This window comes from Brevibacillus sp. AF8 (assembly GCF_021270385.1).
Lineage (GTDB): Bacteria > Bacillota > Bacilli > Brevibacillales > Brevibacillaceae > Brevibacillus.
Genome location: NZ_JAGQDN010000009.1, coordinates 59827 through 78761, shown reverse-complemented (window position 1 = coordinate 78761; position 18935 = coordinate 59827). Strand labels below are relative to the sequence as shown.

The 18935-nt window shown below is 48.7% G+C and carries 18 protein-coding genes; 3 read left to right on the top strand and 15 right to left on the bottom strand.

The genetic code is table 11. The features are described from left to right. Positions 1–49 precede the first annotated feature (49 nt). Positions 50–1279, top strand: coding sequence for a leucine-rich repeat domain-containing protein (locus KB186_RS13930; protein ID WP_370646681.1), 1230 nt, complete (start codon positions 50–52; stop codon positions 1277–1279). A 100-nt stretch (positions 1280–1379) separates the two neighbouring features. On the opposite strand, the gene KB186_RS13925 is transcribed toward KB186_RS13930, so the two are convergent. Continuing rightward, positions 1380–1958, bottom strand: coding sequence for a TMEM175 family protein (locus KB186_RS13925; protein WP_173610949.1), 579 nt, complete (start codon positions 1956–1958; stop codon positions 1380–1382). A gap of 274 nt (positions 1959–2232) precedes the next feature. Between KB186_RS13925 and KB186_RS13920 the strand changes: the two genes are divergently transcribed. Further along, positions 2233–2643 carry a BlaI/MecI/CopY family transcriptional regulator gene (locus tag KB186_RS13920; RefSeq protein WP_173610948.1) on the top strand — a complete coding sequence of 137 codons (411 nt, stop codon included), beginning with the start codon at positions 2233–2235 and terminating at the stop codon, positions 2641–2643. 36 nt (positions 2644–2679) lie between these two features. Further along, positions 2680–4938, top strand: a complete 2259-nt coding sequence (locus KB186_RS13915; protein WP_232773817.1) for a M56 family metallopeptidase — start codon at positions 2680–2682, stop codon at positions 4936–4938. 145 nt (positions 4939–5083) lie between these two features. Here the strand turns inward: KB186_RS13915 and KB186_RS13910 are convergent, their stop codons facing one another. The 14 genes from KB186_RS13910 to KB186_RS13845 all read right to left on the bottom strand — a co-directional run bounded on the left by KB186_RS13910 (position 5084) and on the right by KB186_RS13845 (position 18930). Then, positions 5084–5497: a VOC family protein gene (locus KB186_RS13910; RefSeq protein WP_232773816.1), complete on the bottom strand. Its 414-nt coding sequence runs from the start codon at positions 5495–5497 to the stop codon at positions 5084–5086. A 78-nt stretch (positions 5498–5575) separates the two neighbouring features. Then, positions 5576–6328: an RNA polymerase sigma factor gene (locus tag KB186_RS13905; protein WP_173610945.1), complete on the bottom strand. Its 753-nt coding sequence runs from the start codon at positions 6326–6328 to the stop codon at positions 5576–5578. 132 nt (positions 6329–6460) lie between these two features. Beyond that, positions 6461–7318, bottom strand: coding sequence for a putative RNA methyltransferase (locus KB186_RS13900; RefSeq protein WP_232773815.1), 858 nt, complete (start codon positions 7316–7318; stop codon positions 6461–6463). 308 nt (positions 7319–7626) lie between these two features. Then, on the bottom strand, positions 7627–8586 hold the full coding sequence (locus KB186_RS13895; protein WP_232773814.1) for an ATP-grasp domain-containing protein: 960 nt from the start codon (positions 8584–8586) through the stop codon (positions 7627–7629). Continuing rightward, positions 8587–9858, bottom strand: a complete 1272-nt coding sequence (locus KB186_RS13890) for a type III PLP-dependent enzyme domain-containing protein (protein WP_232773813.1) — start codon at positions 9856–9858, stop codon at positions 8587–8589. Then, complete coding sequence (locus KB186_RS13885) at positions 9851–11023, bottom strand: DegT/DnrJ/EryC1/StrS family aminotransferase (protein ID WP_232773812.1); 1173 nt, start codon at positions 11021–11023, stop codon at positions 9851–9853. Before KB186_RS13885 ends, KB186_RS13890 begins: the two co-directional genes overlap by 8 nt. Next, the gene (locus tag KB186_RS13880) at positions 11023–12051 is read right to left on the bottom strand and encodes a GNAT family N-acetyltransferase (RefSeq protein ID WP_232773811.1); all 1029 of its coding nucleotides are present in this window, start codon (positions 12049–12051) and stop codon (positions 11023–11025) included. Before KB186_RS13880 ends, KB186_RS13885 begins: the two co-directional genes overlap by 1 nt. Next, on the bottom strand, positions 12020–12667 hold the full coding sequence (locus tag KB186_RS13875; protein WP_173610939.1) for a sugar transferase: 648 nt from the start codon (positions 12665–12667) through the stop codon (positions 12020–12022). The genes KB186_RS13880 and KB186_RS13875 overlap by 32 nt, the downstream gene beginning before the upstream one ends. Then, complete coding sequence (locus tag KB186_RS13870) at positions 12651–13661, bottom strand: polysaccharide deacetylase family protein (RefSeq protein ID WP_232773810.1); 1011 nt, start codon at positions 13659–13661, stop codon at positions 12651–12653. Before KB186_RS13870 ends, KB186_RS13875 begins: the two co-directional genes overlap by 17 nt. Further along, on the bottom strand, positions 13628–14866 hold the full coding sequence (locus KB186_RS13865; RefSeq protein WP_232773865.1) for a glycosyltransferase family 4 protein: 1239 nt from the start codon (positions 14864–14866) through the stop codon (positions 13628–13630). Before KB186_RS13865 ends, KB186_RS13870 begins: the two co-directional genes overlap by 34 nt. Beyond that, on the bottom strand, positions 14826–16028 hold the full coding sequence (locus tag KB186_RS13860) for an O-antigen ligase family protein (protein WP_232773809.1): 1203 nt from the start codon (positions 16026–16028) through the stop codon (positions 14826–14828). The genes KB186_RS13865 and KB186_RS13860 overlap by 41 nt, the downstream gene beginning before the upstream one ends. Further along, on the bottom strand, positions 16029–16745 hold the full coding sequence (locus tag KB186_RS13855) for a phosphocholine cytidylyltransferase family protein (protein ID WP_221868120.1): 717 nt from the start codon (positions 16743–16745) through the stop codon (positions 16029–16031). Further along, positions 16690–17517, bottom strand: a complete 828-nt coding sequence (locus KB186_RS13850; RefSeq protein WP_173610934.1) for a CDP-alcohol phosphatidyltransferase family protein — start codon at positions 17515–17517, stop codon at positions 16690–16692. Before KB186_RS13850 ends, KB186_RS13855 begins: the two co-directional genes overlap by 56 nt. A gap of 15 nt (positions 17518–17532) precedes the next feature. After that, positions 17533–18930 carry a flippase gene (locus tag KB186_RS13845; protein WP_232773808.1) on the bottom strand — a complete coding sequence of 466 codons (1398 nt, stop codon included), beginning with the start codon at positions 18928–18930 and terminating at the stop codon, positions 17533–17535. Between the last annotated feature and the right edge of the window lie 5 nt (positions 18931–18935).

Genomic DNA, 18935 nt, shown 5'->3' with positions numbered 1-18935 from the left:
TTGAGATGTATTGATACATAGCGCAGAAGTCAGGAGTTAAGAAGGAAGGATGAAGGAAATGACAAATCATAAGCAAGTTCGTTCTCCTGCTGGTTCTATAAGAGAAGATGGTCGATATCCCATCGACCTGACTGGCCCTCACAGCCATACACTTGTTATCAAGCCCGGCGTAGGCAGTCTCTCCATTGGACCCTCACAATTGGGCAATAAGGCAGATTTGCACGTCGATCCCTATGCGCCCATCAATTGGAACATATTCGATTCCTTTGCCACACCAGCTGGCTCTCCCTGGCCGCGGTTTCTGTACTACACAGGTAGCGACGCGGGCTTCTTCAACTGGGCCAAAGAACGCCCCATTGAAGAAATGACATGGGTTCCGATCCTGTCAAAAGACATGGTCGTTGACGCCAGCCAATCCAAATTGCACAGCTTGCATATCGAACTGGACCAGTTTGAAAGCCGTTTGCATTTGAAACTCCCGAAACGCCAAGTCTCTGAATATTTCCGTCTGAGTGTGGCTGGAGATCTATCACGCTTCTCTGTCAATGGCGACATGCCATACTCCCTGACACTCAAGCCGCGAACCAGCCGCCGCAAGAATCATGCCCCCGTCTTGCTACCCGATCTGGGCGAGCTGCACCAGGTCACGAGCCTGACACTTCGAAACGAACCGCTGGCGCAGCCTGTCTCGCTGACGTGTTTAGAGAGATTTCAAAATCTTACATCATTGAGCTTGTGGGGCAATTTCTGCGACTTGGAGCTGTTAGCTCGTCAGACGCAGTTAACAAATTTGGAGCTCCGCTTCATGCCTGATCTAGGTGACCTGCCGCCATTAAATGTGTGGCCGTTGCTTGACAGATTTATCGCCTTTAACGTGGAAGAGATTACAGGCAAGCGACTGAGGCAGCAAATGAAAGCCCGAGCCAACACCCGCCCATGGACTGGCCACGCTTCCGTGAGCCAATTACGGAAGCCCGAGTGGTGGACGACCGAGTTTGGCCGCCCATTTTCGTCCTGGCCGAAACGTCTGGCCAAGCTGGCTAATGAAGCCTATGACGTTGCACAAGCGGCCTTGGCGCAAGCCCGCAGCCTTGCTGATGCGGAGGCAGCCTTTACGGCCTTTACCGTGCGTTTTAACACCCTCAAAGGTATCGAAACCATCGAACGAGATGACCTGGGTGAAGCTGTCTGGCAACTAAGCCAGTCTGACCACCAAATCGGCCAGCCTATTACGGAGGAAATGGCTCAACGCTGGTTCGACGCCGCACGCGATTACTGATGAAAGTGAAGCAATGTTACTAACAAGGTTTAAGGCCATCCTTTGCGGGAACCTATTTTTGAAAAAAAGCCTCCGGTTTGGAGGCTTTTTTTAGGCACAATTATTCGCTTCTCAAGATATGCTCGATTCGCTTTTCCGGCACGACCCAGATCACAGCAACGAGTACATAAAAGAAACCGGAAACCCACGGACCCACATACGCGGTCAATATTGCGAGCAAGTAGAGAAAAGGAGATACTTTCACCTTCCAGTCTCGGCCCATTGACTTTACGAATACGGAATCGCCAGAATGCTGGCTGATAATTGCGAGCTGGAGAAACCTGTAAGAAGTAGCTGCAAGCAGAAGAACGATCCCGTACAATGCCATCGGGGCGGGAGCAAAATGACTTTCCCCCATCCAGGCGGTCGTGAAGGGAATAAGGGATAGCCAGAAAAGCAATATCAAGTTGAGCCACATTAGCCGCCCGTTCATTGTTCGAATCATGTGCAGCAGATGGTGATGGTTGTTCCAGTAGATGCCGACATAAACAAAACTGAAGATGTAGCTAAGCACTTTTGGTCCTAATTCAATTAACGAATACCAGTCTTGGCCTTCCGGTACTTTGAATTCTAGCACCATGATCGTAATGATAATCGCCAGTACGCCATCGCTGAACGCTTCCATCCGGTTTGCTCTCATTTGGTGATCACCTGTTTCCTCTTTACGTAATTTGTTGATTGATAGATATTTGTAGTTATTCTATATGTTCTGCATAATGTCAAGCACAATTGTTGCGAACATTCCCTTGCGTTTCTGGCCGAATTGAACCGCAGCTGAGCCATGAGTATGTAAATAACAACCTGTGGTTATGAATGGAAAATATTTCTTGACACTTTTCATTTACGTTTGTAATATTAACCCGACAGATTATATTTACATCTGTAAATCAAAAGATGGATTAGGAGGTGAGTACATGCACAATCTCCCGAAAATTTCTGAAGCAGAGTGGGAAATCATGAAGATTATTTGGAAGAACAACCCGATAAACGCCGAGAATATCGCACTCCTCTTGCCTGATGAAATCGAGTGGACCGATCAAACCGTTCGTACCTTTATCAACAGACTTTTGAAGAAAAAGGTGATCGGTTTTGAAAAAGCAGGAAGAAGTTATAAGTACTTTCCATTGATTTCCGAAAAAGAATGCATCAAGGCAGAGAGCCAGTCGTTTTTGAAAAGAGTCTTTAGCGGGGCGGCAGACATGATGATGACCAATTTTTTAGAAGACGTCAAGTTGTCCCAGAAGGATATCGAGCATCTCCAAAAGATTCTGAATGAAAAGCAGAAAGACAAGGACAAAAGAGGCGATGACAGATGTGAAGAATGACAAAGCAGCAGATCTCACTGTAAAGAGGTAGAAAGCATGGATATGCTATGCGATATTTTTTTATGGGTTTTTGATGCCACCATTGGAGCTAGCCTCGTCGCTTTGATGGTGATAGCCATCAAGAAAATCTTTCATCACCGAATAAGTGCTCGACTTCACCACGCACTTTGGCTGATTGTGTTAATACGGCTTCTGTTCCCTTTTCTCCCTAACAGTCCGGTAAGCATCTTCAATATCTGGCAAGTAGGCGTAGACAGCATAAAAAATGCTGTTTCCCCTCACTCCCCTGTTGCGAATGACGCGTCACAAAAAGAGATAGAGCAAAACAGCAAACAAACAAACTCACCTCAAAATAATAAGACAAACCAGCCAGAAAATCAAAAACTTCTGGATCCCTCCCTATCCCACCAAATCAAAATCGATCCAGACCCTGTCGAGAGCAATCACATCCTTGGCGTAAAAATAGCAGCCATCGTTTGGCTTGTGGGATGTTTTTCACTGCTTGGATTTATGTGTGCCTATACGTTTCGAACCAGAAGCAGAATGAGCAGCCTCAAGATCGAAACCGACCCGCAAGTCATTTCCATCCTAGATGATTGCCGAAAAAGATTTGGCATCACCAAATCAATCCCTATCTATTCAGGAAGCTATAGAAAAAGTCCGCATATCTCCGGGGTGATCCATCCATGGATTTACTGTCCCGAAGAAATATGCAAGGAATCGAACGCCTCTGCGCTTACTCACGTCTTCTCCCACGAGCTTGCCCACTACAAAAGAAAAGACATCGCGTGGAACCTGCTGAGTCTACTTGCTTTGGCCATTCACTGGATGAACCCTTTTGTTTGGTTGTGTGTAAAACAGATGAAAGCCGACCGGGAGCTTGCGTGTGACGCTTATGTGTTGAACGTTCTGGGTGAAGATGAGTCTGTGCCCTACGGGATGACGATTATTCAATTTTTGCAGCGTTTTTCTGCCAACCGCCAGCAGCTTCACTTGCTTCACTTTAACGAAGCAAATAACAAGAATCAACTGATAAGGAGAATTCAGATGATAAAAAGCTTTAAAGCAGGATCTTACAAGCTTTCGGTTGCTGCCGTTTTGTGTGTAGCTTTGATGAGTTCGGTGACCCTTACGAATGCCGCGGTGAAGGTGGGGAGCACCGCCCAGCCAGTCGCCTCCGATAAAGCTAATGCAGGGCAAGAGGCTAGATTTTTATTTGACTCGGATGAGCGAACATACGACCGTTTGTCAAAAGGAATACAGACAACTGGTTTTGATTTTAAAGTTCCTGATGTGCTTGCTATGGACTATGAGTTTAGAGGGATGTATATCGATCAGAAAAAGTTGCGTACCAATAAAGAAACGCACGTTCAGATTGAATTTAGAAAAAGAGGTCCATCATCCAAATATGTGAGTTTTTCTGCAAGGAGCGGACTAAAAGGATTGGAGGCGGCTTACAAAATAATCGTAGATGAACAAAAAAAGGGATATGGGGAACAAAAAATAGCGAAGCAAAATTTAAATGTCCAAGGGCTAGCTGTAATGAAAGTGACTTTTAATAGCGAACACTCCGGTGAAGAAAACAACATTAACTACGTTTACTATCTATGGCAAGATAACGGAATACAGTATAACATTAGTAGTTTCGCTAGCGATCCTCAAGAAGACATTGTGAAAATGATCTCGAATGTGAAATACCCGGATCAAGCGATGAAAGAACGTTATGTAGGCTATTCCAGTTACGTCTTGGGCTTATATGATACGGAAGATGTACAGCACGGCTCAAAAGCTATAGGGTTTACTCCTAAATTTCCTTTGGAGCTGCCGGGACAGTTCAAAGGTACAGCAGCAGATATAAGCTCAAAAGTAAATTTCAGCATGCCGGCAAATGAGGAAGATTATAAGACTATGTACCTTGGGATTTACTACGATGTTGCTGAGAAAAACAAAAGATTGAGCGGAGAAAATAGAATCTCATTTGATCAAATCAAAGACACAAAAATATACGAAGATATGAAAAAGGATGGAAATGTAGCATTTCACCTCGGTATGGACGATAAGCACATAGTTAAGGTAAACATGCTGAAAATCGCTGGAAATGAAGTGTTCAAAACGGCGAAATACAAGCGTTTTGGAGAGGCGAGCAAACCAGAGGATCCAACTCTCATCTCCTATTTCTGGAGAGAAAATGACGTTTGTTTCAAAGTCACGTTTATGGACGAAGTGTCCAATGAGGAGGAGATTGTTTCCTACCTGATGAGCCAAAAAGCGGTGGACTTTCAGAACTTGAAGTAGTAAGGACGTACTAGTACTGTGCGGTAGAAGGGAAAATGATTTTGGATGCCACCCCAGGAGCAAGCCTAGTTGTTCTGGGAGTGGCATCCTTCAAAAAGTACGGTTGTTAACGGGGGAATCAAAAACGCTTAAGAGCTACCACTTTCTATGCGTTTCTCTCTTCATCCTCAACAGAAGGCCAGCCACCCCATAGGTGGTTCAAATGCCCATCTGGATCACGAAATCGAAAGCTGTAGCCTCCGCCTCGCTTATACGTCATTTCACTTACTTCGATTCCTTTGCTTTTCAACTCCTCATAAACCTCATGGATTTGGTCTACCTGCAAGGAGATGATCGGCTGGGTTTGTCCGGCCATATCGGTAAAGTCCAATCGCGGAACCTCCGGGCAACGAATGAGTCCGAGACCTACTCCTCCTACGTTCAACCAAGCCTCATTGTCTCCAGGTGTATATTCAAACGTGAACGGAATACCGAGCACATCGCGATACCACTTTATGGATACCTCCAAGTTTTTGACTGGCAGCTGTACAACCGCAAAATTACGCACATGAATACTCATTTGTGTTCGCTCCTTTCTTTGAAATATGTATTTTCACCCTCATGAACGAAAGAAAAGAACAAAAAGAAACGGGTACTTCTACCATTTCTGAAAAAAATGCAGCAAATGTCCATCCGGGTCACGAACCGCAAAGAAAAGGCGATCGCCTGCTACCGAAAGCTTTTCCACGCTCACGCCCAGTTTTGCGAGGCGCAGGTACGTTTGACAAATCGCGTAGGCATCCCCTGCACGAAAGGCAGTCAAAAATTGCTCGAACCCTTCTTTTGATACAAAGCCGGACGAATCACGACGGCCAGCTTTGTCGAATTTCTTTTTGTGGAATGGGCTTTCTCCCTGTCTGGATTGCTCTGCCAACACGAACAAGCGCTGGCGTGCCCTCTTCACTCCTTCCTTCACTGCCCCTACGGTCGTATGGAGCAATGTGGCTGTTTCCTGCGCCGTAAACGAAAAAATGTCCATCATGAGAATCAGCACCATCTGTCTGGCATTTAGTCGATCCGCCAGTTGCTCGAACACCTCTCTCTGCACAAACGCATCAGATACACTGGACTGATGCAGATAGATCGCTTCATCAAACAAGGCGGGATGCTCATTCGCCTTTACTTTCCTGCAATGATCGATCCAAGCATTCGTAGCAATTTGCTTCAAAAATGCCTTGGTTAGTTCTCTGTCTGGAGTCTTCTGCAAGGAACGATACACCTTCGTCAATGTTTCCTGGAAGAGATCCTGCGCATCCCACTCGTTTTTCGTGAGGGACAAGCAATGCTTTTGGATATCCGCAAGGAAAGGTTTTACGCGCAAAAAGGAAGCCTTATCCTGATCAGCCCCCATACTATCCCTCCGAAACTTTTCTGAGTATTCATGCTTATTTTCAAAAAAATAAAGAACGCTGTCAACAACGACCATCTACAAATAGGAAAGCGACTGTCCCAACGGATTTTTCCGCTCAGGACAGTCGCTGCTTTATTTCCTGCCAATCAACACAGCCAAGTCTATCGTTATATCCACTCCTGCCAAGTCAGACACTCGCTTCAACTGCTCAGGTGTCGCTCCCCACGCCAACGGAGTCATCTGAAGCAGGGAAACAAGACGCTCTTCCTCCAGTCGGAACTGATACTGAACCCGTTCCTTACCAATTAGCTGGAAGCTGGTTTTGAAGTGCTCGATCGTACGAGTATTCTTATATTGTGTTTTGGGAGTTTCTTGATACAAGGCTTCTCTTAGCTCTCGCAAATAGTTGGCCTCCGGAATGACTTTGATCATCCTTCCATCATCAGCGAGGAGTCTATGAAACTCATCCGAATTGGATGGAGATAATAGATTCAAAATGCATGAAAACTGTCTGTCGACAAACGGCGCCTTCGTCAAATCGCCAACGCACCAAACTACTTCTGGATCGCTCTTCGCCGCGAGCATAACCCCCTCTTTGGCGAGATCGACACCCACTCCGACAAATGGGACTTTGCTTGTTTGCATCACTCTCTGCCGAACCTGCGTCAGATGATAGCCTTCGCCGCATCCTGCATCCAGCACGTACATCTGGCTTTCCTCAGTGTCTGTCCTATGCAGGATGACTTCGCTCAATACGTCATACAATGGATCAAAGAAGCCTTGCTCCATGATCGCCCTTCTCGCTGCAAACAATTGCTTGTCATACTTTGTTTTGTAGGTTCGCGTAGCCAAGTGAACATAGCCGTGCTTGGATAAATCAAAGCAATGATGATTGTTGCATACCAAGCTGGTGACAGGTACGTTGCGCATAGCCGACTGGCAAATTGGACAACGAAAAATCTCCACATACTGGGAAATAGCTGTAGACATCAAAAAAAGCACCCCATTCATTCGTATTTCGGTGAATGAAAAAAGGCACAGTCAAATAAACCCCAAGCATTTTCAAAAAATGCGGGATTCTGTTGAGCTGTACCTCACATTACCGATAACGAATGAACTGGATGATCATGGTCTGTAACACTCCTGCATTTTGATTAAGTAGGCATCACGTGGACGCTCAGCTACAATTGTAGCACATTTCAACAATACAGCCACTGTACAATATGGGGCAGGTACGCAATATTTATCTTGTTTTTCGCTTCCCTGCCCTTTCCCGCTTCTGAGGGATTTTTTTCCCTTCACTCCAGAAGCATGACCTCATCGTATTTCATCATGATGCTTCCTTCCTTGTACTCCCCTACTTTCGGTACATTCACCAGACCCTTTACGTTTTGGAGAAGCGCACGGACGCTGTTCACTCCGCTTTCGTGAGCATGCGGATACCCTCCGCCAAAGCGGGGATTGATCTCCGACACAACGTACTGATCTCCCACCAAAAAACAATCGATGTCAATGGGCCCACGCGGCTCCAGGACACGAATCAGTTCCTTCGCTAGCGATAGCAGACGCGGATCTTTTACCGCGAGTGAGCGATCCGTCTCCCCTGCCCGCATACGCAGCTTTTTGCGGGTGAAAAGTGTCACCAGCTCCCCCGAGATCAGATCCACATAGCCGTCCACTCCGTACTCCTCTGCCTGCAAGAACGGTTGAATGACAACATCCTCCGTGTTTTCCATGAGCATGGACCATTCTTGATCATTCTCCACACGTGTGATGCCTAAACTGGCACTTCCATAACGGGGCTTTACAATCAATGGATACATAATCTGCCCTGCTGTAAGAGCTGCTTGTACCTCATCCACTTTTGTAAAGGTGGGAATGGCGGGAATCTGATGCGCGGACAAAAAATCATACATAGTCATCTTATCCAAGCACATCTGGATTACATCCCGATCGGACACGATCACCTCGATGCCCTGCATGTAGAAACGATCTGCATGTGCAGCCAGCAGTGTCAGCTCCGGGTCTATTAAAGAGAGGATTGCCTTGATCTCGTAGCGTTGGCAAATGTGTAGCAGGGCATCGAGATAACCAGGATCGTCGATACGCGGCACCTGCTCATGATAATGGGCAGCGTACAGAGCCGGGGCTGTCGGATCGCAGTCGGCTGCGATGATTTTGCCAGTGTCACCCCATTCGCGTACAAAATAGTGGAGCAGCTTGACTCGTCTGCCTACACTGGTCACAAGTATGTTCATTCAGTTCACGACCCCCTGCTTGTCAACGTGAAAACGATAAACCGATTCGGGTATGAATTGTTGGAGAGTCTCTTTTCCCCTGACAATGACTGCATCTTTTCCATCGATAGCGAGAACCGGCGGCCTCTCCCGAATAAAAGGTGGATTAAAGACGAGCGTATACGCCCCTACGTGTCCGAAGACAAAATAATCCCCGCTGTCAGGCAAAGGTCCCGTATAGCTTTGAAGCAAATAATCTTTTTCCATGCACGTATACCCGACGACATGATAGCTCGCTTCGGGAACTGGCTTGCGGTTGCACACATGTCGGGCTGGCAAAGGGTGCGCGTGCATCGTCGGCTTGACATTGTGAATGCTGCCATCCACGAGAACAAATCGCTCTCCTCTGTTTTCTTTTACATCGATGACCTGGCAAACGAAATCAACGGCATCTGCCACAAGTGAAATACCCGGCTCCAGAATCAGCAACGGAGCGTGATCCAGCTCTGCCAGCTCCTCCTTCATGACTGACGTAATCGCTTCGGCGTACTCCTCAAAGGTTGGTGCAGCCGTCATCCCGAATGAGGTCGGGAGCTCGCCAAAAAATCCGCCTCCCATATCGATAAAAGCAAGCCGCTCACCCAAATGCTGTTTTCCCAAACGGCATAAATAGCGCGCAATTTGGCGATACACACCGACACTGCGATTGGTGGAAAAGTGTCCATGCAACCCGACTACATGCACATTCGGGGCGACAGCCAATTGACTCAGGGCTTTTTCCAAATTGCCGTTTTCGACGCAAAAACCAAATCGGCTGACCTCGTACCCATTTTGCAGAGGACTCACGCCACCCCTGGCCAAATCCACATTAATCCGCAGCCCGATCCGAAACGTCTGCTCGGGATACTGCTTGGCGTAGGCCACCACCCACGGGATTTCCGAAAAAGAATCCAGATTGATCAGGCTCCCCTGCTCCAAGGCAAACTGAATGTCCTCTTCCGTTTTGAGCGGGCCGTTAAAAATGATGGACGCAGGGTCGACGCCGAGTTTCCGTGCCAATTCGTATTCCAGTCGAGAGACGACTTCAGCATGCGCCCCTAGCTGATGCAGCTTTTGGCATAAAAACGGCAAGTAATTGGTCTTATACGAATACGCGACGACTACATGCTCATACCGCTGGGTAAAAGCCCGTTGGAAACGACGATAGTTCTCGGAGAGCTTCACGGTGTCCAGCACGTAATAAGAAGACGAGCAGAGGCTACGCCATTTTTCTAGCTGCTCATAACTATACATGGCGCACCCCCCGTTCCTGGTTCAGGAGGCAGCTCATGATCAGACCGATGACCCGCTCCTGTTGTTCAGCAGTCAAGCTGGAACCCGACGGCAAGCAAACACCTTCGGCAAACAGCTGATCTGATATACTCTCATCAGGTTGGTGCGGATAGTATTGGCATTGTGCGAACAACGGTTGTAGATGCATCGGCTTCCACACGGGACGGGCTTCGATATTTTCTCTACCCAGTGCATCGATCAATTGTGCAGCAGAGAGTGTCGTGTCAGCTGGATTCAGTCTCATCACCGTTAGCCAGCGGGTGGATCGCCCTGTCGCCGGCTCGGGCATGAACGAAATGCCAGGCAATTGTCCGAGGGCTTGTTCATAACGCTTATAAATCCCTCGCCTTGCCTCGATTCGCTCCTCCAAGACGCGCAGCTGCCCCCGGCCAATTGCCGCCAGTACGTTGCTCAACCGATAGTTGTAGCCCATCTCTTCATGCTGGTAATGCCTCACTGGCTCCTTCGCCTGCGTCGACCAGAAGCGCGCCTTTTCAATCGCCTCAACGTCATCGGAGACGAGCATTCCACCACCTGAAGTCGTCATGATTTTATTGCCATTAAATGAAAAAGTCCCAACATGACCAAAGGCACCGCTCATTCTCCCTTTGTATACAGCTCCTAACGATTCTGCTGCATCTTCCACCACGCGCACCCCATACTGCTCACAAAGCGCCATCAACGGCCACATATCTGCGCTCTGCCCATATAAATTGACGATGACGACCGCCTTGGGCAACTTGTCCGCTGCTGCAGCTTCCTGCAAGGCTCGCTCTAATGCCTTCGGAGACATATTCCAGGACCCTTCCTCGGAATCAATAAATACAGGAGTCGCTCCCTGATACAGAATCGGATTGGCACTGGCGACGAAGGTGAGACTGGAGCAAAACACCGTATCACCCGGAGCCACACCGGCTAGCCTAAGGCCGAGATGGATAGCAGCCGTTCCAGAGGATACAGCCAGCGCAGCTTTTACGCCGACATACTGGGCAATCTCCCGCTCAAAAGCATCGACGTGTTCCCCCAATGGTGCAATCCAATTGGAGGCAAAGGCGTCTGCCACCAACTCCTGCTCATCCTCCCCCATATGTGGCGGTGATAAAAAAATCCGCTGCTGCGCACTCATTACGACGTCCCTCCATTGCGATAGGCAGGAAAGAAATCTTGCTCGCCAGCCTGATCGACCTGTAGTTTTTGGCACAAATCCAGATACACTTCCTCATCGTGAACTTTTTTGCCCATCCAGTACGGAAAATGATTGCCGTTTGCAAACGAGGACTTGAAACGGAACAAGCCATCCCCATCCAGATTCCCTCCTCCAAGGAGAAGTAGCTGTGCTCCATCTTGCTTTGCCTGCTGGATCATGGCGTCGAAGAGGAGGTGGTTGACGCCAAGCGCCATGTCTTCCGTATGGGATGCCCCTAGCTGATAATGGGCGAATTGATTTCCACTGAGCAAAAGTACTCCCGCCACCGGCCGATCCTCATGCATGGCAAGCAGAAGCCTCGGCTTGCACAGCTCTGTTTTTTTCATGAGTCCCCAAAAAAATTCAGGTGCATAGTAATAGATCGCCGCGGCTTGATTGCGGTCCATCGTCTCCCGATGCAGCTGGATAAAAGAAGGAAGCCAATCGGTTCCGCCCAATGTAACCCGGACGTCGTTTGCCGCGGCCTTCCTGATATTTCGTCCGACGTTTTGCGTATAGTGAGCACGAATGTAGGAAAGTGTGGGGCGCAAATCGACAGCCGTTACCATCCTCACCAAATCTAGTCGCATTTGATCCGCAAACAGCTCCGCATTTCCCAGCAACGGATGAAAGCGGACCGTTTCTGTCAGATAGTTTTTGTACCGACAGTAGACGTGGAATTGCTCCTGGAACAATCGGGCAGCCGTCTGTCCTCCCACGACAAATGGCCCTCCGTATCCAATCGAAACCAAATCGGCATAGCCGGGAATCCACCCATCCAGACGTCTGACCAAATACGGGTAGAAAACCTCGTTCTCCCCACTCTTGAAAAAGACAGCTTCTGGCGTGCCCTGCTCCATTTTGGCGTATAGCTGCACAAATTCTTTCGTGTAGGACACGTCTAATTTGAAAAACCGTCGCAAATATTCGGTCCAATCATCCTGTTCCGACAGTACGATCAGGCTCACATGCTTCCCTCCCAGCGCGCTCTGTGTTTTCACTCCCTCTGAAGTCTTCTACCGTGACGCTGCCCAGTTGATTTATGCCTGTCGATTGAAAAACACGCTTGATCGTCAGACCGATAATCCGCATATCCAGTAAAAAGCTGCCATTTTCTACATACCAGACGTCCAGCTCGAACTTTTGCTCCCAGTCAATCGCATTTCTTCCATTGACCTGCGCCCAGCCTGTAATCCCCGGCTTTACGTCGTGTCGTTTTAACTGCCGCGGCGTGTACAACGGCAAGTACTCCATCAGTAGCGGTCTCGGCCCTACGAGGCTCATTTCACCGCGAAGCACATTCCATAGTTGTGGCAATTCATCCAAGCTATACTTGCGCAAAAGCGTTCCGAATGAACCCAGCCGCTGCTCGTCAGAGAGAAGCACTCCACTCTCATCACGCTCATTGGTCATCGTGCGAAATTTGTAGATAAAAAAAGGTTTTCCGTGCAAACCTGGTCGCTCTTGTACAAACAAAACCGGAGACCCCAGCTTCCAACGGATGAGCAGACTCACCAGCAAAATCAGCGGGGACAGCATGACGAGCATCAGGAAGGATACGCCACGATCAAACAAGGACTTCATGCCGCACCTCCTGTTGATTCCACTTCGCTGCCGCTTCCTCCATACTGAGGCTCTGCATGCCGTACCTCTCGCGTAACATGGAGTAATGCTGGAGGATTTCCTCCAAAAAGGACAGATTCTCTTCCATGTGGTTCCCGAAGTTTTCCGGATGCCACCATAGATGGTACAAGCGATTGTGCTCTGCCGTATGAGTCAGGTCGCGTTTGATTCTTTTCATGCGCCATTTTTCCAACCTCTGTAGTCGAGGATGATAAGGACGCAAAAAACGACTGGATGGAACATCGACCATTCCCTCTGAACTACGCTGCAATGAAACATAATTGTTATGACCGGAGAGATTCACATACGCATCCATCAGTCGCATGGCTCTTTTGAACAATGTCTCTTCGGCAGCCCCTTTTGTGTGATACATCCAAGACTGCTCGTTGCCGCGATAGGAACGAAACCCCTTTTTCTTGCACAAAGATAAATAGGCAGGCTGTACCTGATTTCGCGGAAAAACGATGCTGGTAGGGGAGTATCCTTTTTTGCGAGTCACTCGATGAAAAGAATCAAGGTCAGCAGCAAAAGCTTCGGGAGTCTGTCCCGGCTCCAGACAATAGTAGTGGGAAAGGGTGTGGCTTCCGATGAATTGATGCGGGTAAGAGGATATCAGCTTGATTAAGGAAGGAGCAAAATGATACGGGTCGACCTGCTCATGCTCTCCGATCGCATCTGTGTCCATATAGGGATAGGGTGACAGCTTTTCATCGGCATACGCCGGGAGATGCCATGGGACGACACTTGCCAGCTCCTTGCGCGACTCGCAAAACAAAAAACCGACAGTCGCCCAGGTGACGTGCATTTCATACTTGGCAAACAGCTCCAAAAGTGCGGGGATCACTTGACGAACGCCTAGCAAATTTTGCTCATAGGACTGAATGGTTCTCTTGTCTCGGACGCCCCAGTAAAGTTCAAAGTCTAGGGAAATGACGAATGCTCCCGTCTTGTCCAATCTTCTCCGCTGCCTCCTTTCTCCTGCTCTCTTTCTTCTCTCAGCTGACCAGTGAGTTGGGCAAATAACGCCGCCTGCTTCGCGAGGACCGTTCGCTCATCAAAGTGCTCAAGCGCGATACTGCGGCTGTTCTGCCCGAATGCTTCTCTGAGTCTCGAATCCACTACGAGCTTTTTTAAAGCTGCATACAAGGGACATATCTGTTTTGGTTCTACTAAAAATCCGTTAACACCGTCCCTGACTTCTTCCCGACATCCACGGATATTCGTGGCGACGATCGGTTTTGCCATCGCCATTGCCTCAATGATGGATCGAGGCAGCCCTTCGCGATGAGAAGGAAGGACAAAAATATCACTGGTGGCCATCAACTCCGGGATGTCTGTGCGGAATCCAGCCAAAATGATTTGCGGATGCTGTCGACAAAGCTCCACGAAGTTTTGCCCCCGCTGATCGCGTTCACTGGAAGACACGTCCCCCACCAACAAGAGGCGCAGACGTGGAAATTCGCCCGCCAGCTTGCGAAAGGCCTCCAACAGCTCAAAAATTCCTTTCTCCGAGACCATACGTCCTACATAGGTGATCACCACATGATCATCCCGCAGCCCCAGTGAGGACTTGATGGACTGGACCTTTTCTCTCGTAACGTGTCGCGGGTGAAAGCGTTCTGTGAGATCAACACCGTTGCCAATATGCAGAATCCGCTCCGCCTGAGAGGAGAAGCCATCCTGCACGCTCAACTCGTAATCCTCCCGACTTTGAAGCAAAAGATAGTCAGTCATATGCCGGGCAAACCATTTTTCCAGCGTGTAATACATCCGATACGTGCTTTTGCTCATGCCCTCATGAAAGAAGTAGCCATGTGCTGTGTAAATGACATGAGGCACTCCTGCCAGCCTTGCTGCCACACGTCCGAGAACAGCAGCGATCGGTGTATGAACATGCACGACATCATACTTCTCCCTTTTCATTAACCGATACAATGCCCCAATCGTGACCAGATTGGAAATCGGGTCGATCTTTCGCTTAATAGGGATACTTCTGAGCGTCAATCCCTTTGCTGTTAGCACATCAAAGCGCCCTGTATCCGAACACGCGGTATGCACCTCGTAGCCTTCACCCATCAGCTTTTCAATCAGGGGAAACAGCAAGCTTTCTACAGAGCGGTCAATTGCGCATACTTGTAAGATTTTTTTCAAGCAGATCACCGCCATTTTTGATCTGACGCGTATTGATTTCGGCTGTCACAAAATACAGCGCGAGCATGATCCAGAAAAACGTTTCGCGAATTCCATTATGAGTGAGCCCGTACAAAATTTGGAAGACAAGCGGATACCAAGCAACCAATCGATGCCCACGAACCGCCCCATAAATCACGAGAATGAACAACACCGTGCCCATTACGCCGTAGGAAAAGAACAGATTGGCTAAGGTAGAATGGAGTTCCAACGAAATGCTGCTGTTAAATCGCTCGTACATCCCTTCCCCTGCTCCGAACAAAATGTACTCCGGATGGTTGGCAATCCGGTCATAGCCCCGCGCTGCCCAATTGTCATCCGAATCTTCGCCGAGTGTGACCATTCGTTCTTCGATTTGTGTGTAAATAGAAGCATCGCTCAGCACGTTTTCGTTGGTGTACAAATAGATGAAGAAGACAGTGAAGGACGAGACGAGCACGCAAAGCAGATTCATCCAAAACAAGCCCGTGCGTTCTTTGATCGAGAGGAGCAAAAAAACGAGGTACATCCCTACGGCACTAATGATCGCTGCTTTTGACAGGGACGCTGCAATGATGCTAAACGCCGTGCCGATCGCAACAAAGAGAGGAATGGTCTTCACAGATACGAAGCGGGCACACAGCAGGCATATCCCCATGCACAGAAGCCCAAAATAGCCGAGCTGGTTCGGATTGTTGAAGAACAAGGACTGCCTGAACTCGTCACTATCCGGTGACAGTCCTGACACGAGAATGAATGTCTGAACGAGCAAGGAAGTGGACGTAGCCAGGAAGACCCATTTGACGTACTCTTGCGGGTTGCGCCTGAACAAAATAACCAGGGCAAGCATCACGGCTCCGTTGTACAAATACCACTTGGTCGAGCTGAATACATCCATTTCCCCGCCGAGTGCAATCGCCCATATGCCGTTCACCATCATAATGTCGTACAAAAACAGAAGGGTAAGGAAGAGAAAAAATCCGAGTCTGCGGTTGACCCGCCCCAAGCGAAACAAGAAGCTGTAGGCGATCAAGATCAGCATAATAAAATCGGCGATTTGCGGATTGCCACTTGGGAAGAAGTAGAAGGGCTTAAGTACCACATATAGAAAAAGAAGGATCTTGTCCGGTGAGAGCTTTTCCTTGATCATCATTTACCTGTGCGCCAGATGGTTGGTGAATTGCAGGATTCGCCGATAATCCTCCCACGTATCAACCTCTGCCCAAAACAATCCCGATGGTATTTGTGCGACATACACATTCCTTTCCCCCAAAAAAGAATAGAGGACATTTTCCCACCACAAATCATACTGCTTCTCCTGAATCAACCTTTGTAATCGCCGCAAAAATATTGGCAGAAAGCTCTCTTGAAGCTTGGCAATTCCAACGTATTCGCCAGTTGTCTCTTCCAGTGAGAGCTCCTTTCCATGGCGGAGCAAGCGTCCGTTTTCATAGCCAAATTTATAATCCCCCTCATAGCGACGCACTGGATCAGCAAACATGACAGGACATGCGGTCTCTTGCAACACTACCTCCAGTACCTTCGACTCAAAGAAAACGTCGGCGTTCAACAGCAAGCAGTCACTTCCTTGCAAAAACTCGCGGGCGAACCAGAGGGACACCATACTATTCGTCCGATCATAAAAAGGGTTGTGATAAAAACGAATCGGTTCATCTCCGAGCAACTGGGTAATCACGTTGGCTCGATAGCCCACCACCATCGCGATCTCTTCAATTCCGTGGCGCCTTAGCTTTGTTATCGTATTTTCAATGAGCGCCTGGTTTCCGATGTCCACTGTACACTTGGGAATACCGTCAATTTGCTCGTTGATTCGTGACCCGAGACCTGCTGCCATGAGCAGTGCCTTCATCCGACTCCCCTCCTTCTTTCAGAGATGGCATGACGTATTTGATGTTCAGCTTCAGCTTGTACATCGATCTGGCCAGTCCGACGAACAGGTGGTAGAAGGTCCATAGGAGCAAAAATAGCATCTGACCGCTGATTGCCCACAGGAACGCGGTAACGAGCACGCCCAACTGATAGCCCGTTTGGGTAAGAAAAAGGAAGACAAAAGCATCGATCCATTTGCTGCGCTTTCTCATAGAGACTGTTTCGTGAGAGATTTTCCCTTGACTAAAGACGAGATCGGAGCCATTCGTCGCCAAAATCTCTGCAAAAATCGTCAGCAAAATCAAATAGAGCAGCCACGGCCCCAACATCGCGTGATGATTGATGATGCCGTATATCACACCGAATGACACCAGGTAGAGTGCATAGTTGAGCCCGATGTCCAGCCATTCTCCTCCCTTGCTCTTCTGGTTGCGCATGCGGGCCACTTCCCCGTCGACGCAATCCGCCAAGTAGCACACCTGACAGAAGAAGCAGCCGAGCAGAAAGGATGCCGCCGTTCCATACATAAATGCTGCAGCGCTTAGGAGCCCGGCAACAATCCCCCCCATTGTAATCGCGTTGGGGGAAATGCGTGTTTTTCGGGTCAGCAATAAGCTCACGTAGATGGAGATGCGACGAGTGAAGTAGTACGACCAAAATTCCTCCCTACTCCACGGCTTCTGCACCTGCAGACGGCAATGGCGTGTCTCTTCACTATCCCAAAACATAGACGGATACAGCTCATCCTTCACGGTAAGCCACCTTCTTCATGACCTCGTCTCCTGGAGCGAGACGGAATATTTTTCGGACAAAAACGGGATATACCACGTGCGAAATCCAAAATATTTGGATGCCCAATACGAAGCACAAAGATCTCGACAGATCAGGCTGATTGATGTAGCAATGGCGGCCCCGATAATTCCATACAGCGGAATGAGGCAAGCGTTTCCGATTATGTTTAGTGCAGCTGAACAGACAAGAATATTGCGGGCCGTTTTCTGATGCCCGGTCATCGTCAATAAGGGGATAACACTCCCTGTGCAAAAATTGACAAACTGCCCCATGCACAAAATCACTAGGACGAGGCTCTCACTGGCAAACTCTTCGCCAAAAAAAGTGAGCAACGGAACGGCGAATAGCGCCACTAGCAGATTGAGAGGAGCAGAGGTGAAGAAAATGAGCCGATTGGCAAACGCAATCATCTTTTTCAAGCCGTCCATATCATTACGTGCGTACAGCTCAGAAAACTTCGGAGAGAGGATCGTATTGATGGAAATCAACGCAAAGCCCGTCACCATTGCCAGACGAATGACCACACTGTATACTCCGACGGTTTTGGCGTCCGTAAAAATCCCCAGCATGATCATATCTGTCCACGTCATAATCAATTCCATCGACGCACTGAGATACATCGGGAGTGCGACTGCAATAATTTCCCTCAACCCAACACCAGGCTCTCCCGAAGTCGGCTGTACACCGCTACGAAATCCTCGGCTCGTCGCATACCACTGCCCCATCCCATAAACCGCATTCAAGATAACAGCAGCTGCGAGCAGTTGAATCAAGAGCATCGTACTGGGTTCGAAAAAAGGAATGGCGATGAAGAGAAACGCCAAGTGCAGAAAACGCATACCGACGATATCGACAGTGATCGAGATGACAACCCGATGCAGTGCCCGAAATGCAGATGCATACAGCCTGGCGAGCGACACAAACGGAAGCATCCACGCAACGACTCTTAGTGCCTCTGCTGGCAGTTCCCCTGCAAACACGTAGGCGGACACCTGCTCTGAGAACAGATGCAAAAGTACCCCAAGCACAATCGAAATCAGCGTAGCCCACAGCACTACTTTGTTGAAGACTTCGGAAATCTGATAAAGTGAGCCTTTCGCGCGAAACTCCGAGAGAAAGCGGATGATGGCTGTATCCGTCCCCAAAACGGCCAGCACCATTCCGATATTCATCAGGGTGATCGTCAGCGAATAGATGCCCAGGCTCTCGGCTCCATACTCTCTGGCAATGTAGAACTGCAAGAGATAGAGTAGTACGAAGCCAAGGAGCCGAAACAAAAACGTGAAGGCCGAGCCGCGAATCACTTCGTGAACGTCGCGATCTTTATTGAGACGGCTCCATTGTCGTTGCCAAGCTATTTTGAGGGCATGCATGCCTA

Bases quoted from the DNA above. Each gene is read 5' to 3' on its own strand.
- KB186_RS13930 (WP_370646681.1), top strand. From the start codon at position 50: ATGAAGGAAATGACAAATCATAAGCAAGTTCGTTCTCCTGCTGGTTCT.
- KB186_RS13925 (WP_173610949.1), bottom strand. From the start codon at position 1,958: ATGAGAGCAAACCGGATGGAAGCGTTCAGCGATGGCGTACTGGCGATT.
- KB186_RS13920 (WP_173610948.1), top strand. From the start codon at position 2,233: ATGCACAATCTCCCGAAAATTTCTGAAGCAGAGTGGGAAATCATGAAG.
- KB186_RS13915 (WP_232773817.1), top strand. From the start codon at position 2,680: ATGGATATGCTATGCGATATTTTTTTATGGGTTTTTGATGCCACCATT.
- KB186_RS13910 (WP_232773816.1), bottom strand. From the start codon at position 5,497: ATGAGTATTCATGTGCGTAATTTTGCGGTTGTACAGCTGCCAGTCAAA.
- KB186_RS13905 (WP_173610945.1), bottom strand. From the start codon at position 6,328: ATGGGGGCTGATCAGGATAAGGCTTCCTTTTTGCGCGTAAAACCTTTC.
- KB186_RS13900 (WP_232773815.1), bottom strand. From the start codon at position 7,318: ATGTCTACAGCTATTTCCCAGTATGTGGAGATTTTTCGTTGTCCAATT.
- KB186_RS13895 (WP_232773814.1), bottom strand. From the start codon at position 8,586: ATGAACATACTTGTGACCAGTGTAGGCAGACGAGTCAAGCTGCTCCAC.
- KB186_RS13890 (WP_232773813.1), bottom strand. From the start codon at position 9,858: ATGTATAGTTATGAGCAGCTAGAAAAATGGCGTAGCCTCTGCTCGTCT.
- KB186_RS13885 (WP_232773812.1), bottom strand. From the start codon at position 11,023: ATGAGTGCGCAGCAGCGGATTTTTTTATCACCGCCACATATGGGGGAG.
- KB186_RS13875 (WP_173610939.1), bottom strand. From the start codon at position 12,667: ATGAAGTCCTTGTTTGATCGTGGCGTATCCTTCCTGATGCTCGTCATG.
- KB186_RS13860 (WP_232773809.1), bottom strand. From the start codon at position 16,028: ATGATGATCAAGGAAAAGCTCTCACCGGACAAGATCCTTCTTTTTCTA.
- KB186_RS13855 (WP_221868120.1), bottom strand. From the start codon at position 16,745: ATGAAGGCACTGCTCATGGCAGCAGGTCTCGGGTCACGAATCAACGAG.
- KB186_RS13845 (WP_232773808.1), bottom strand. From the start codon at position 18,930: ATGCATGCCCTCAAAATAGCTTGGCAACGACAATGGAGCCGTCTCAAT.